The following is a 14554-nucleotide window of genomic DNA, read 5'->3' on the forward strand; positions in this document are numbered from 1 at the left end:
GGAAGCCATCCTCAGGGCTGAGATTGGGAATGCTGGCGGGTGCGGGCCGCCAGATCCACCAGGGCATCGGACAATGCTACGCCATAGTTAGCTGGGTGCTCTAGCTGGCGCACGGCGGCGGGCAGACTGGCTACCGAGGCGGCGGTGCGGGCGGCGATCGCATCCAGCGATTCTAACTCCTGCATGGCCTGGCCCTGCTTGACTACTAGCTGTAGCAGGGGCGTTTCATCGGGGGCGGCGGGTTCTTCGAGCAGGCCGAGACGATCGCCCACCGCCTTCCCACCCTCGTAACGCCGAAAGATTTGCTTACGTCCAGGGAGGGTGGTTTTGCCGCTGGCCTCTTTCATCACGGGCGTACCGTCGATATCGACTAGTTTATACACCCCATTCACCGGTTCGCCCGTCACCAGTTTGGTGCCCAAGCCGTAGCCGTCGAGCACTGCCCCGGCCTGCTTAAGGCGAGCGATCTCGTACTCATCCAGGTCACCGCTGGCCATGATTTTGGTGTTGGGCAGATGCGATCGCACCGCCTGCGACAATTCCACCAAATTGCCAGAGTCAAGCCGCACCGTGGCCACCTGGGTTTCCCCCCGCTGCACCTGGGCCGCCAGCCGCTCGGCCGCTGCCACCGTGTCGTAGGTATCAATCAGCAACGCTGCCTCCGGAAAGTAGCGCTGAAAGGCCGCAAAGGCCTCATCCTCACTGCCTTCTAGCGCCGTAAACACCATCACTAGGGCGTGGGCCATGGTGCCCGCGGGCTTGCGTCCCAGCGCTAGCGCTGCCAGCACGTTAGAGGTTTCGTCGAGGCCCGCCGCCAGGGCCGCCCGCGCTGCCCACAGTGCTCCCTGGGGGCTAAAAGCTCGACGGGTACCAAACTCCAGCAGCTTTGCCTCAGGCCCGGCCACATCACGTAGGCGGGCGGCGCGGGTGGCCACCAGGGTTTGGTAGTTGAGCGTGTTGAGCAGGTAGGTTTCAGCAATCTGGGCCTGCCACAGGGGCGCTTCTACCCGCAGCAGCGGTTCGTTGGCAAACACCGCTGTGCCCTCGGGTACGGCCCACACATCCCCAGTAAAGCCCCCTTCGCCCAATCGCTGCCAGAAGTCGTCGGGGGCATGATCGAACAGCCCCGTCTGCCGCAGGGCCTCTAAATGGCGTTCTGAAAACCGCAGATTGTTTAAGTAGTCGATCGCCTGGGCTAGCCCCATGGCAATTAGATAGCTGTAGCCAGGGGGGAGCCGCCGGGTAAACAGCTCAAAACTGGCCCGGCGATCGGCCAAGCCCTCGCTCGCATAGCAGCTCACCATGGTGAGCTGGTACAGATCCGTCAGCAGACCGTAGTTGTCAGGGGTAGCCAAAAGGGTGGGATAGGGCATTGAGGTAGCGGCGATGTTTTGGTTGTTTACACCATAACTAATTCTATTAAGACACGCAACAGTTTGGAAAAAGAAGGGCAGTTGCCCTCAGGGCTAGCTATAATTTTGGTATATTTCACCTATAAAGACTGCCAAAGGGGAGACACAATAGCCATAGATTGGCCCCCTCTGTCTTTAGACGGCTAACGCTTCAATATCTGTCACAGGGATGACGTTTAGCCAGGGCTGTGCCCTCTATCGTCCATCATTACTGGTTTAGAGCGGCCCTGGTTCAAAACCCTTGTTGGCATCAGGGGCCGCTCTACAGCCTATGGCCACTGGTTTGGAGCACCGTACTTTGAATACTGGCCCTGGAGTACCGCTACGCACATTTACGCCCATTGGGCTGTCACACCCTACGCCCAACCATCACTTACGAGTAAGCACACACCCCATCTGAGACATCACCGGGAGGATAGCGATGAATCTGACCCACACTCTGGAACTTTTTGAAACCCCCAAAACCGCACGGGTAGAGCGCCCCATTACGGCCCAGCTAGAAGGGCGGGTCTACTACGAAGGCACCTACTGGCCCGCCCGCGTCTATGAAGGCGTCGTTGACGCCGGTATTGCCCTAGCGCCGTCGAGCTGGGTGACGGTAGTGGGCCGCTACGGGCTCACCCTGCTGATTGTGCCGCCGCTGGGGCCAGCCTATGCCTAAGCGAGGGGAATTGCTGGGGTGAAAATCTGTGGCGAGCCCTGACCTAACTTGGGGCGATCGCCCCAGCAATCCCTCATTTTCTGTAAAAATCCCTGAGGAATAGGCAAAAACCACTATGATTAAGGTGGTTTTGCCTATTCCTTCCGCCGCCACCGTTGACCTATGGATAGCCTGGCCCAAAGCCTTCTTTGGCTGCTCTGGGAAACGCACCCAGATGTTGATCCTGTCCCAGCGGGTTCCGCCTCAGCCCTGCCGCTAGCACCCAAGCAGGGCAAAACACAAGTAGCGCCAGTGGGCACCATGCCTCTGTGGAATCGGTCGTTGGCGATCGCGGCGGGGGCAATTGTTCTCAGTAGCGGCTTTGGGGCACCGGCCTTGGCCAACGGGCACCTTTGGGGCAGTACTGTCTACGTCAACACTCCCGAAGGCTACGCCCTCAACGTGCGCTGGGGGCCAAGCACCAACAATGGCGTTTACCGTCGTGTGCGCCGAGGCAGTGCCCTGCAACTGTCTGGTGCCCGCCGCAATGGTTGGGTGCAGCTAGTCGATGCCACCTGGGTCGCAGGCAACCTGGTCAGCCGGTCTCCTATCCCCGGCGCTGACGTAACTCCCCCTACCGGCAACCCAGAGAACCTGGCCACGGTGGTCACGCCGCAAAACTTTGCCCTTAACATTCGCAATGGCCCCGGTTTCAACTATCAAATTGTCGGGCAATACATCAATGGCAGCCGCATTCCGGTAACCGGACGGTTCACCAACGGCTGGGCCCAGCTCACCAACGGCAACTGGGTTGATAGTGGCCACATTCAGTACAGCGGCCCCATTTATGGCGACAACCAGCCTAACCCGAATCCAAACCCAACTCCTGGCCCAACCCCTAACGCCGACGTAACAGAATTGCAGCGACTGCTGCGCCAGGCTGGTTTTTTGCCGTCTAACTTTATTGCCTCCGGCATTTACGACCAGACCACTCAAAATGCCGTGCGTGAATTTCAGCGGGTAAACGGGCTGCCCGTCACCGGCATTGTGGACGCCGCCACCTGGCAGGCTCTTTACCGGGCTACCGCGCCACCAACGCCGCTCCCTTCCCCCAAACCCGATCCTAGCCCAGACCCCACTGACCCACCGCCCAGCGGAACCAGTCAGCAGCGGGTAGTTACCGATGGCGACTCGACCTCTGTGTTTGACGGCCCTGGCACTGAGTTTGGCGTTGTTAGAAACGTACCCAATGGCTCAATTGTGACCATCACCGGGCGCACCTCCGGTAACTGGTCAGAACTGCTCGACGGCGGCTGGATCTTCTCCCTTTGGCTAGAACCCATTTAAGCTTAAGAACCCCTCCGTAGCAGGGCACAACAGAGAAGCCATCTAGCTAAGGGAATAGATCAACCCCTAGAAGTTTTTCTATGGTTCATAAAAGTTTATTCCCAGCGGTCATAAAGAGCATTAACCCTATGTGCCGCAAGGATTTGAGCATGATCGAAACTCTTTGCCGCAGTTTTGGGGCGATCGCAACAACTTGTGACTTAGTGACATTATGTGTATAACAATACTTAAGCAAAACTATTGAGTAGTCCACGAAACGCACCGGATGCCTCAGTAGAAGCCCTGAAAGGTTAGTCAATGCGTCGGTATACCGGTCTTGGCGAATCCTTACACCGGTCACTGGCATTTCGAGGAGCTTAACCTTGTTTAACGACACTAAGTCATCTCCCACCCTTTGGGCCTATGTTCAAAATGCAGCCTTTTGGGTGCTGCAAATTGTTGATATTCGCCTAGCCTTGGTGATCGGTCTAGCGGCCTTTATGCTAGCCGTTGGGTTTGACTCCTCGGGCAATCAGGCTGAGGCCGCTGACTTAGTGACAGGCCCATCGCTAGTCCCCGTCTCCGTCAGCGGGGCTGCTGCACCCAGCTATGGCTTTGAAGAGCAGCCCCTAAGTAGCAACCCTCAGCTCGCCACTGCCCGTCGGCTGCGTCACGGCAGTCTGACTAGCGCGATCATGACTAGCAATCGCTTGACAGGTGCCCACTTCTTCACTGACCTTCCCTTAGAGCAAAAATAGGCTACCGGTTGCCCTAATACACAGGGACTCATGACAACCAAATATACTGACTGCGCTGAGGGCTAAAATATTATGTTGGCCCCCAGCGCTGTTTAGTTTAAGCATCTCCTGGTGTGGTCTTTGTTGCCCAGTTCGTTTGTTTGGTTTGATTCTCTTCACGTCGGCACATTCCTATGACATCCTCCATTCGCTTTCTCATGTGCGCCCCTCACCACTACGAGGTGGATTACGTCATCAACCCTTGGATGGAGGGCAACATTCACCGCTCGTCTTTAGAGACCGCCCAAGAGCAGTGGCAAAGCCTTTACCAAATTATTAGCGATCGCGCCGATGTCGACTTGGTCAAGCCCCAGCAGGGCTGGCCCGACATGGTGTTTACCGCCAATGCCGGGTTGATCCTAGGTAGCCAGGTGGTGCTCAGTCGCTTTCTGCACCCCGAGCGTCAGGGCGAAGAGCCCTTCTTTAAGGAATGGTTTGAGGCCCAGGGCCACCAGGTGTTTACCCTGCCCCCCGAGCTACCCTTTGAAGGCGCAGGCGACGCCCTGCTCGATCGCGAAGGGCGCTGGCTGTGGGCGGGCTACGGCTTTCGCACCGAGCTAGACTCCCACGGGCTGGTGGCCGAGTGGCTCAACATCGAAGTGCTGTCGCTGCACCTGATGGATGAGCGTTTTTACCATTTGGATACCTGCTTTTGCCCGCTGACCGGCGGCTATCTGCTCTACTACCCCCCCGCCTTTGACGCCTACTCGAACCGGCTGATTGAGCTGCGGGTGCCCCCCGAAAAGCGCATCGCCATCGATGAGCCCGACGCCATCAATTTCGCCTGCAACTCGGTGAATATCGATCGCACCGTGATTATGAACAAGGCCAGCGATGAGCTAAAGGCGCGCCTGGCCGACGCGGGCTTTGAGGTGGTAGAAACGCCGCTGACTGAGTTTCTCAAGGCTGGGGGTGCCGCTAAGTGCCTCACCCTGCGGGTGACTGAACCCCTACACCCCGAACCTGCCGGAGAAAAAGGAATCATTGCTCGCACCGTCACCATGACCGGCCACCTGCTCGACTCGGGCCTGGTCAGCCGGGCGCTGGATTTGGTGATGGAGGGCGGCGGCAGCTTCCAGGTGCTGAATTTTGACCTGGGCGAGCAGCGCCAAAGCACTTCATCGGCCGAAATTCGCGTCTCGGCCCCCGATCGCGAGGTGATGGACGAGATCATGGCCCAGCTGATCGACCTGGGCGCGGTAGCTCTGCCCGAAGAACAGCAGGATGCTCACCTGGTGACCATTACCCAGGCCGGGGTCGCCCCAGACGACTTCTACAGCTCCACCATTTACCCCACCGAGGTGCGGGTGCGGGGGCAGTGGGTGCGGGTACAGGGCCAGCGCATGGATGGCGTGATTGTGGTGTCGGAGTCAGAGCCGGTGGCCAGCTGCAAGCTACTGCGCGACCTGTCGGTGGGCGACCAGGTCATTGTCGGCTACGACGGCATTCGCAGCGTGCGCAGCACCAAGGACCGTAGCCGCGCCGCCGCCACCGTCACCGAAGAGTTTAGCTTTATGGGCTCGGGGGTTTCTAGCGAGCGCCGCGTGGAGCTAATTGTTGAACAGGTGGCGTGGGACCTGCGCCGCCTGCGCGACCAGGGCGGCAAAGTGGCTGTGGTGGCTGGTCCGGTGGTGATTCATACCGGCGGCGGCGACCACCTGGGGCGGCTGATTCGCGAGGGCTATGTGCAGGCGCTGCTGGGGGGCAATGCGATCGCCGTCCACGACATTGAGCAGGCCATGCTCGGCACCTCCCTAGGCGTTGATATGAAGCAGGGCACTTCGGTGCGCGGCGGACACCGCCACCACCTGCGGGCGATCAACAGCATTCGCCGCTGCGGCAGCATCGCCAATGCGGTCGAGCAGGGCGTGCTAACTCGCGGCGTGCTCTACGAGTGCGTTAAGAACGACGTGCCTTTCTCTTTGGCAGGTTCCATTCGCGACGACGGCCCCCTGCCCGACACCAAAATGGATCTGCTCACCGCCCAGGCGGAGTACGCCCGCTTAATCGAAGGCTGCGACCTGATTCTGATGCTGTCCACGATGCTGCATGCGATCGGCGTCGGCAACATGACCCCTGCTGGGGTGAAAATGGTCTGCGTTGACATCAACCCCGCCGTGGTGACAAAGCTAGCCGATCGCGGTTCGCTGGAGTCTACCGGGGTAGTGACCGATGTAGGCCTGTTCCTCAGTCTGCTCGTGAAGCAGCTCGACAAGCTCACCCAGCGTCACGTTATGGCTTAGCTGTAGAGGGCTATACAATCAGCGTCCTAAATCCGAAATAGGTTTGGGACGCTGAAAAGTTTCTTTCAAACCAGATAATCCAGTTGTCAGTTCAGCCTGAATTTCTAGGAGGCTGTCAGGAAAATGTTAATGCTTAAGAAATCTTCGAGTTGACTTTTTAAGTACTCGAAAGTATGTCCCAAACAGCACAAATGACAGCGCCAAATAAATCAGAGCATAGGTAACACTAAGCGAAATCAGGATTAAGAAAGGTATAAACGTCGTCGCCAGGGCAAAAACCGAAAGGAAGGCAGCAAAAGTAGATCGGTAGCTTTGCAGAAGTTTTGCTTCTTTTTCAAGGTTAAGGCCAAAAACCCCTGACCCTTCAGTCACGCTTAGTTCTTTTCTAATTTCTTCTTCGTAGCTCTGAAGATTATCTGCGAAAAAGATAATGAAAGATTGCTTAATCAGATTCCAAAATCCAATAATGGCAATGATCAGCAGCAGGCAGAGAAAGCCTAAAAACAGCAGCCCACTGGCATCAAACTCCGGTTTTGCCAGCACAATAAAATCGACGATGGGTTTCCAAAGAGCGATGGTGGCTCCAATCACGCCCATCAGCTTGAGGTCTTCAAAGGCGCTTTGAATATACTCTTCTGCCTGCTGGCTTAACCGCACGTACTCTTTGTAGAGATAGTCCAATCGTTGTTCAGGTTCCATGGGCGTGCTTAGAGCAATAGTTACTCGACTATATTCAATATTGCCCATCAACCGGCCTATTAATCTGCAAACCAGAGATTAGACGCCAACAAACCTGCCGCTTTTAGAGAGGCACAAATCGCAAGTAATTTTGAAAAGCTCAACCACTCACCAGAGCTTCGACAAACTCGTAGCTGGAGAAAGGCCGCAGGTCTTCGATGCCTTCCCCCGCACCGATAAAGCGAATGGGTAGCCCCAGTTGCTCGACCACCGCCAGAGCAACGCCGCCTTTGGCGGTGCCGTCGAGCTTGGTAAGCACCACGCCGCTGAGGTTGGCGGCTTCAGCAAAGACTTCCGCTTGGCGCAGGCCGTTTTGACCCAGGGTGGCATCGAGCACCAGCAGCGCTTCGACATGGGCATCGGGGGCTTTTTTGTCAACGATGCGGCGAATTTTCGCCAGCTCGTCCATCAGGTTCTTTTTGTTTTGCAGGCGACCGGCGGTATCGACTAGCAGCAGCTCAATGTTGCGAGACTGGGAGGCGGCGATCGCATCGTACACCACCGCCGCCGGGTCGGTGTTTTGCCCTGGGTTGGCAATTACTTCCACATCGCTGCGGGCACCCCAGGTTTTGACCTGTTCTACGGCAGCGGCGCGGAAGGTGTCGGCGGCGGCAATCAGCGTGTTGTAGCCCGATTTTTTGGCGATGTGGGCCAGCTTACCGATGGTGGTGGTTTTGCCCGCACCGTTCACCCCGGTCATTAGCCAGATGTTGAAGCTGCCCTTTTCGGGGGTAAACGCCAGGTTGTGGGAGTCAGCCAGGGGCGCATCGAGCATATCCCGGAGAATAGATTTGAGGTAGGCGATCGCCTGATCGGGCGGCAGCACCTGCTCACGCATCCGCGCTTGCAGAGCAGCAATCACCTTATCAGTGGCGGCGACCCCCACATCGGCCTGCAACAGCAGCGCCTCGATTTCCATTACCGCGTCGTCGTTGAGCGGCCCCTGGCCGACGATGGCCTTGAGCTGGTTGACCAGGCTGAGGCGGGTTTTGTTCAGCCCCTGGCGCAGCTTGTTGAGCCAGGTAATTTCTTCGGCGGAGATGTCGTCGGGGCGGCGACCCTGGGCAGCGAGGACTTCTGCCGACCAGAGAAAGGCTTCGTCGAGGTCAATATCGGGCAGAACGGGGGTAAGCGGTGCAGTGACGGCGGCCACGGGGGCAGGCTCGGGCTCGGGTTCTGCGATCGCCGTTGCCTCTAGCTGGGCCAGACGCTGCAGGCGCTCTTCCTCCGTCTGCGCCCAGAAGGGTCGTGGGGCAGCGGGTTCAAGTTCGGGTTCGGGCTCAGGTTCGAGTTCCCCCGCAGCCGGTTCCGCAGCGGTGGCTTCAGCCTCGGCAACAGGTTCGACAACGGCGGATTCCACGACAGGCTCAGCAATTTCTAAGGATTCTGAACTGGCCGCATCTGCTTCAGCGTCAACTGTTTTCGCTGGTTCTGCAACTTCAGTTTCAACGACTGACTCAATGGCCTCAGGCGCTTCAACGGCCTCAACCTCGGTCTCGGTCACCGTAGCGGCAGTCTCTTGCGTCGCTTCAGCGGGTGTGGCGGCGGTATCTTCAGGCTTGGCTTCAGCCTGCTGTTTCTGAATGTTTTGGTAGGCTGCCTTGGCCCACTTCAGATAGTCTTCTGAGGAGAGCTGCGGGGTAGCCGGGGTCGGAGCTTGAGCCGGTTCTGGGGCCTTAGCCTCAGCCTGTTTAGCATCAGCATCGGCGCTGTCAGACTTGTCAAAACTGCGCTGAAACCAATTGAACCCAGCCATATCAGAGCTACCTTGGACGTTGTTACTGTTGTTAATAGTATCGTTCTCAGGGCGAACCACGGGTACGTTCATCCACACCCGAGCAGAGCTTGAGACCCACCGGCAGAATGAACGGAACCAGGCTTCAGCCCGCTCACCCCGCTGCTAGCTCCCTTAACCCATCCCCCCTCTACCCACCCACTCCCTACACCACGGGACTATCGGCCTCTACTTCCACCTCACCCTCATCCACTCGGCTCACCACTCGGCGCAACACGCCGTTGATAAAGCGGAAGCCGTCGTCGTCGCTGTAGCGTTTGGCCAGTTCCACCGCTTCGTTGATGGCGACTCGGTCAGGAGTACCCAGGTAGTTCATTTCGACTACGGCCAGGCGCAGAATGTCGCGATCGATGCGGGGCAGGCGCTTGAGGTTCCAGGCCACCATCGCTTCGTCAAGAATGCTGTCGACCTGGCTCTGATATTTAGCAGTGTTGGTGAGCAGTTCTAGGGCAAAAGCTTCGATCTCAGACTGGTTGCTGAGGCGAATAAACTCGGGCAGTTCTACCGCATGGGCTAAGCGATTGATGGCGGTTTGGGTGAGGGCGATCGCATCTTCGACCATGGCCCGGCCCTTCTCAACATCGCTGGCGCGGGTGCCGCTATCGACCAGGTGTTGGTTGCCTCGCTTCAGCTCGTCAGCGGCGGTTTCGAGGGCGTCTTTGGCTTCGGCGGTCAGGGTTTGAATGGCCGCCAGCAAAAGTTTTTCGAAGTCTGGGGGCGCTAGTCTGCCGGGCTTGTCAGAAAGCTGGCTGAGGCCCAGTAGGGCCAACTCGCGGGCCATACGGCGAGCTTGCATAGGTCATGTCTCCCAGGAGCGGCGGTGCAGGATCTTCCCAGGGCAAACCTGACCCGGCGAAGTTTTACGCACACCGACGGCCAACCTCACCTTAGGGCTAGAACCAGGCTATATCTTAGCAATCTTCGTCTACCGGCAAGACGGAAAGTTGCTGGGGATAGTCGGCTAGGTCGGGGGTGAGTTCAGAGATGCCTAGATCGAGCGCAATGGGGGCCGTAGTCTGACCGTCATTGGCTATGGATACGACGCGATCGGGTGGTACTGCCGCCGCCAGATTTGGCCCCACAATGCCGCCGGAAAGAATCAGCTTGAAGGCGTCTTCGATGGAGATTGACAGGTTAACCACATCGTTCTCAGGCACGATGGCGTACCAGCCGCTGGTAGGGTTAGGGGTCGTGGGCACAAAAATGCTCAGCATTTTAGGGGTCGCCGTAGCCGTAGCCGTCATGGCCCCAGTGACAAAGGCAACGGCCCAAATACCCCGACGGGGATACTCCACCAACACGGCGCGCCGAAACCGCGTACTAGAGTCTTGAAAAACAGTTTGCAGCAGCTGTTGCAGAGTTTTGTAAACCGACCCCGCCAGAGGAATTGACTGCACCACCTTTTCGCCCACATCTAGCAGCCAGCGACCGGCAATGTTGCGGGCCATCAGGCCAATAATCAAAATGGCCAGCAGGGGCACCGATAGGCCAATCAGCAGGTTGATCAGGTCGACCAAGAAAGGGTTGAGGCCATCAAAGGGGGTGAGCTGCTTGGGAAATCGAGTCAGCAGCCGCACTACCCAGGCCGAAATGGTGATCGCCAGCCAGATGGTAGTTGCCAGGGGAATGACCACCACCAGGCCGGCAATGAGATCGTTTTTGAGGTCTTGCTTGATCTTTTGCAGCACAGGGGGCTCGGGGTGATCGGGGCTGGAGAGCGGAGGTTTGTTGAGGGCAGGCGAACCGTTTAAGTCCATAATCCCAAAATACTAGCTAGGGACGGCTGAGGCTGAGCAGGCGGAATAATAGACTGAGCTAGCTTGAAACGAACCTATTTAAGTATGGGCAGTCAGCTGATCTGATCTGCAATGACCTTTAGGGATATTGTAAACATTTGTATAGAGAACCGGGCAAAAGATGGCCCGATCGACTCAAGTCTGGCGTTTATGTTTTTCTATCCTAAAGCAAATGAGTAGCGTGGCTAACACAATGGCCCTACCCGTGAACTCCATATCCCTAGGCTAGCCCCAGCATGTGGCGGGCCAGGGTCAGGTAGAGCAGCACCCCTAGTACATCGACAATAGTAGTGATGAAGGGGGCCGACATCAGGGCCGGGTCAAATTTTAGGGCGTCAAACAGCAGGGGCAACGCCCCCCCAGCCGTAGAGGCCAAAATCGAAATGGCGACTAGGCTAATGCCTACGGTCACGGCTACGGGTAGGTTGCCCTGAAGCACGTAGGCCCAGACGGTAACGACCGCCCCCAGCATGAGACCCAGCACAGTACCGGCGATCGCCTCCCGTCGAATCACCGAGAGCGCCTGTTTAGAGCTAATTTCTTGGGTGTTGAGGCCGCGAATCACTACCGTAGACGACTGCGCCCCCACGTTGCCGCCGCTGCCAATCAGCAGGGGAATAAAGGCCGCTAGGGCTACCACCTGCTGCAAAATGTCTTCCTGGCTGCGAATGACGGCGGTGGTGACGGTATTGGTGATTAGCAAAATTGAGAGCCACACCACTCGCTTGCGGGCCACGTCAAACAGGTTTGACTGAAAATAGCTATCACCGCCGCTCTGGACACCGCCCAGGGCGTAGATGTCTTCGGTAGTTTCGGCTTCGATCACATCGATCAGGTCATCGACGGTGATGATGCCCACCAGTCGCTCTTCGGTATCGACCACGGGCACCGCCAGAAAGTCGTAGCGCTGCACCAGGCGAGCCACCTCTTCCTGGTCGGTGTCGGTGCGTACTGAGATCACGTCGCGGGTCATCAAGTCGCCGATGGTCTGCTCAGGCTGTCCGGTAACCAGGTGGCGCAGCGACAGAATGCCGACCATGCGGCGGGCGGCATCGGTGACAAATAGGTAATAGATAGTTTCGCTGACGAAGGCGCGGCTGCGGATGTAGTCGAGGGCGCGCAGAATCGTCCAGCCTTCCTTGAGGGCGACGTACTCGGGGGTCATGATGCGCCCGGCGGTACCAGCCTCGTAGCCCAGCAGTTGGGCGGTGGCCTCGCGCTCCTGGGGGCTGAGCTGGGACAGCAGACTGCGCACAAACTTGGCGGGCAGCTCGTCGAACAGCCTGGCTCGGTCGTCGGGCGACATTTTGTCGACAATGTCGAGCACGTCCTGGCGCTTGAAGTCTTCAATTAGGGCCTGCTGCACGCTGGTGTCGAGGTTTTCGTAGACCTCGATCGCCTCACCTTTGCCCAGGAGCCGAAAGGCGATCGCCTGCATGGCCTCGGGCAAGTCTTCAATAGCTTCGGCAATATCGGCAGGCTGCACCGGCACCAGCAGCGCTTTGGCCCCTGGCAAATTGCCCTGCTCTAGCAGCACTTGTAGCTGCGATCGCACTAGCTCTTGCAGCTCCCTGCGGTCTACGGCAAGGGTACTTGGTGTATTTTGCGTTTCACTCAACGCCTGTGCCCTAGCTACAACATTGCCTCTAGTCTAGTGGCCTCTGGGCTCGCAGAGAAGTCAAACCGTCAGGATTATTCTCTTAACTCCGGCAAAGACAAATCTTAGGGCTACAACTGGCTCAATTCAGCGGACTCAGATGTCGGATCAGCCATTGGGATTTGGTCTCAGCCGGATTTTGTCAGAGGCATAATAGGGAAGCACAGGCCACAAATCTTACCGCTGCTATGGAACCGACCCAGGCTACTAGCGCCATCATCGACGGTCGCTATCGAATTTTGCGCCGCCTGGGCCAGGGCAGCAGCGGCACCACCTACGCTGCTGAAGTGTTAGCGAGCGGGCATGTGATTGCCCTCAAAGAACTCTCCCTGCGCGGCCTGCAAGACTGGAAAAAGATTGAGCTATTCGAGCGCGAGGCCCGCATTCTCAAGACCCTCAATCATCCCGCTATTCCTCAATACATCGACTTTTTTCAGGTTGATACCGCCGATAATCGCTGGTTTTATCTGGCCCAAGACCTGGCCGAGGGCACCTCTTTGGCCGACTGGATCGATGCGGGTGGCCGAGTTGATGAAGCCGAAGCCAGGCGCATCGCGATCGCCGTTCTCGACGTGCTGACCTACCTGCACAGCCTCAACCCACCCGTCATTCACCGCGACCTGAAGCCGCAGAACCTCATTCGCCGCGACGATGGCCACATTTACCTGGTTGATTTTGGCGCGGTGCAGACGGTCTACCGCGACAGCCTCCGCCAGGGCAGCACGGTGGTCGGCACCTACGGCTACATGGCTCCTGAGCAGTTTCGCGGCCAGGCGGTGCCCGCTACCGATCTCTATAGTTTGGGGGCAACCCTGCTGTTTTTGCTCACCCACCAGTCGCCCGCCGACCTGCCCCAGGAGCGGCTGCGCATCAACTTTCGCCCCTACGTGGGGGTATCTGCCGCCTTTGCCGACTGGCTGGAGCAGCTGCTTGACCCGCTTGTGGAGGATCGCTCTACCTCCGCTGAGGTGGCGCTGGCGGTGCTAAATACCCCCAGGTCACTGGCCGCTGCGGTTCATCCCCTGGCTCCGCGCCCGCCAGCGGGTACGAGGGTGCAGGTGTTTAAATCTCCCACCGAATTGGTGGTTACTATTCCACCGCCGGGGCTGCGGGGCAAAACCGCTGGCCTAGCTCTGCTCAGCCTGTTTTGGAACGGGTTTGTGCTGCTGGTTTTAGTGGCGCTGATGCTAGAGGGAGAAGGCTTTGTGCTGCTGCTGCTGGCCCCCTTTGGGATCTTTGGCTTTAGCCTGATTGCCGCCGCTGTGAATTCTCTGCTGGCCCACGTCCGCCTGAGCATTGACCAGCACCGATTCTCCCTCACCCGGCGCATCTGGAACTGGCGTCACCAGAGGACGGGCAACACCGCCGACCTGGTCAAGGTAGAAGTGAGAACGGGTGACTCTGGCGCTAGGGTGGCTGGCGGGGGCGATCGCCCCACTTATACTATCGCCCTGCTAGACGACCTCAACCAGCACCGGTTTGGCACTCCCCTAACAGCGGCAGAAAAAGCCTGGCTGGTGGACGAAATTGAGGCGTTTATCCAAAGGGTCGGATCTTGACAACCAACCACCGCATTTCCCTAGTTACCGGCCCGGCGCGATCGGGCAAGAGCGAGTGGGCCGAAGCGTTGGCCACCAACTCTGGCCAAGCGGTGATTTACATCGCCACCTCTAACGTCGATCCGGCGGATTTGGACTGGCAAAAGCGGGTCGACTTGCACCGCGATCGCCGCCCCGCCCACTGGCAGCTCCAAGAAGTCCCGATCGCCCTACCCGAAGCCATCCGCTCCGCCACCGCCCAGGACTGTCTGCTGATCGATTCCCTCGGCACCTGGCTGGCCAACCTGCTGGAGCAAGACGATGCCACCTGGCAAACCACTGTAAATTCCCTAGTCGAAAGCCTGTGGCAAACTCCTAGCACTGTGATTCTGGTTTCCGAAGAAACCGGCTGGGGTGTGGTGCCCGCCTACCCGATCGGGCGACTGTTTCGCGATCGCCTCGGCAGCCTGACCCGCCAGGTCGGCACCGTCGCTGGCGCGGTGTATTTGGTCGTCGCAGGATACGCGGTGGATGTGAAGGCGTTGGGTAAGGGGTTAGGGAGTAGGGAGTAGGGAGTAGACCGATTCACTTACTCTTTCACCCCCCACCCCA

At 58.1% G+C, this 14554-nt stretch carries 12 protein-coding genes; 6 read left to right on the forward strand and 6 right to left on the reverse strand.

What is annotated here, in order from left to right:
• Positions 1 to 11: 11 nt before the first annotated feature.
• Positions 12 to 1373 (reverse strand): nicotinate phosphoribosyltransferase, encoded by a 1362-nt coding sequence (locus H6G07_RS16755; RefSeq protein ID WP_073609434.1) that lies wholly within the window; start codon positions 1371 to 1373, stop codon positions 12 to 14.
• A 460-nt stretch (positions 1374 to 1833) separates the two neighbouring features.
• Here H6G07_RS16755 and H6G07_RS16760 point away from each other — a divergent pair, with 460 nt between their 5' ends.
• The 4 genes from H6G07_RS16760 to argZ all read left to right on the forward strand — a co-directional run bounded on the left by H6G07_RS16760 (position 1834) and on the right by argZ (position 6418).
• Positions 1834 to 2073, forward strand: a complete 240-nt coding sequence (locus H6G07_RS16760) for an NfeD family protein (RefSeq protein WP_073609433.1) — start codon at positions 1834 to 1836, stop codon at positions 2071 to 2073.
• Between the two features lie 162 nt (positions 2074 to 2235).
• Positions 2236 to 3399 carry a peptidoglycan-binding protein gene (locus H6G07_RS16765; protein WP_073609432.1) on the forward strand — a complete coding sequence of 388 codons (1164 nt, stop codon included), beginning with the start codon at positions 2236 to 2238 and terminating at the stop codon, positions 3397 to 3399.
• Between the two features lie 362 nt (positions 3400 to 3761).
• Positions 3762 to 4136 carry a hypothetical protein gene (locus H6G07_RS16770; RefSeq protein ID WP_073609431.1) on the forward strand — a complete coding sequence of 125 codons (375 nt, stop codon included), beginning with the start codon at positions 3762 to 3764 and terminating at the stop codon, positions 4134 to 4136.
• 173 nt (positions 4137 to 4309) lie between these two features.
• Positions 4310 to 6418, forward strand: a complete 2109-nt coding sequence (gene argZ / locus H6G07_RS16775) for a bifunctional arginine dihydrolase/ornithine cyclodeaminase (protein ID WP_073609430.1) — start codon at positions 4310 to 4312, stop codon at positions 6416 to 6418.
• A gap of 126 nt (positions 6419 to 6544) precedes the next feature.
• Here argZ and H6G07_RS16780 read toward each other — a convergent pair whose 3' ends face one another.
• The 5 genes from H6G07_RS16780 to mgtE all read right to left on the reverse strand — a co-directional run bounded on the left by H6G07_RS16780 (position 6545) and on the right by mgtE (position 12365).
• On the reverse strand, positions 6545 to 7117 hold the full coding sequence (locus H6G07_RS16780; protein ID WP_073609429.1) for a hypothetical protein: 573 nt from the start codon (positions 7115 to 7117) through the stop codon (positions 6545 to 6547).
• A gap of 139 nt (positions 7118 to 7256) precedes the next feature.
• The gene (gene ftsY, locus H6G07_RS16785) at positions 7257 to 8912 is read right to left on the reverse strand and encodes a signal recognition particle-docking protein FtsY (protein ID WP_073609516.1); all 1656 of its coding nucleotides are present in this window, start codon (positions 8910 to 8912) and stop codon (positions 7257 to 7259) included.
• A 184-nt stretch (positions 8913 to 9096) separates the two neighbouring features.
• Positions 9097 to 9747: a transcription antitermination factor NusB gene (nusB, locus tag H6G07_RS16790; protein ID WP_073609428.1), complete on the reverse strand. Its 651-nt coding sequence runs from the start codon at positions 9745 to 9747 to the stop codon at positions 9097 to 9099.
• A 115-nt stretch (positions 9748 to 9862) separates the two neighbouring features.
• Positions 9863 to 10639 carry a DUF502 domain-containing protein gene (locus tag H6G07_RS16795; RefSeq protein ID WP_073609515.1) on the reverse strand — a complete coding sequence of 259 codons (777 nt, stop codon included), beginning with the start codon at positions 10637 to 10639 and terminating at the stop codon, positions 9863 to 9865.
• A 328-nt stretch (positions 10640 to 10967) separates the two neighbouring features.
• Complete coding sequence (gene mgtE / locus H6G07_RS16800; RefSeq protein WP_073609427.1) at positions 10968 to 12365, reverse strand: magnesium transporter; 1398 nt, start codon at positions 12363 to 12365, stop codon at positions 10968 to 10970.
• Positions 12366 to 12592: 227 nt separating this feature from the next.
• Here mgtE and H6G07_RS16805 point away from each other — a divergent pair, with 227 nt between their 5' ends.
• Both H6G07_RS16805 and cobU read left to right on the forward strand, forming a co-directional pair.
• Complete coding sequence (locus H6G07_RS16805; RefSeq protein WP_073609426.1) at positions 12593 to 13963, forward strand: serine/threonine protein kinase; 1371 nt, start codon at positions 12593 to 12595, stop codon at positions 13961 to 13963.
• Positions 13960 to 14514: a bifunctional adenosylcobinamide kinase/adenosylcobinamide-phosphate guanylyltransferase gene (cobU, locus tag H6G07_RS16810; RefSeq protein WP_073609425.1), complete on the forward strand. Its 555-nt coding sequence runs from the start codon at positions 13960 to 13962 to the stop codon at positions 14512 to 14514. Before H6G07_RS16805 ends, cobU begins: the two co-directional genes overlap by 4 nt.
• Positions 14515 to 14554: the final 40 nt, after the last annotated feature.

Source organism: Phormidium tenue FACHB-1052, from assembly GCF_014696675.1.
Lineage (GTDB): Bacteria > Cyanobacteriota > Cyanobacteriia > Phormidesmidales > Phormidesmidaceae > Nodosilinea > Nodosilinea tenuis_A.

What these genes read in the sequence shown, in the direction of transcription:
- H6G07_RS16755 (WP_073609434.1), bottom strand. Translation starts at nt 1,373, where the DNA reads ATGCCCTATCCCACCCTTTTGGCTACCCCTGACAACTACGGTCTGCTG.
- H6G07_RS16760 (WP_073609433.1), top strand. Translation starts at nt 1,834, where the DNA reads ATGAATCTGACCCACACTCTGGAACTTTTTGAAACCCCCAAAACCGCA.
- H6G07_RS16765 (WP_073609432.1), top strand. Translation starts at nt 2,236, where the DNA reads ATGGATAGCCTGGCCCAAAGCCTTCTTTGGCTGCTCTGGGAAACGCAC.
- argZ (WP_073609430.1), top strand. Translation starts at nt 4,310, where the DNA reads ATGACATCCTCCATTCGCTTTCTCATGTGCGCCCCTCACCACTACGAG.
- H6G07_RS16780 (WP_073609429.1), bottom strand. Translation starts at nt 7,117, where the DNA reads ATGGAACCTGAACAACGATTGGACTATCTCTACAAAGAGTACGTGCGG.
- ftsY (WP_073609516.1), bottom strand. Translation starts at nt 8,912, where the DNA reads ATGGCTGGGTTCAATTGGTTTCAGCGCAGTTTTGACAAGTCTGACAGC.
- nusB (WP_073609428.1), bottom strand. Translation starts at nt 9,747, where the DNA reads ATGCAAGCTCGCCGTATGGCCCGCGAGTTGGCCCTACTGGGCCTCAGC.
- H6G07_RS16805 (WP_073609426.1), top strand. Translation starts at nt 12,593, where the DNA reads ATGGAACCGACCCAGGCTACTAGCGCCATCATCGACGGTCGCTATCGA.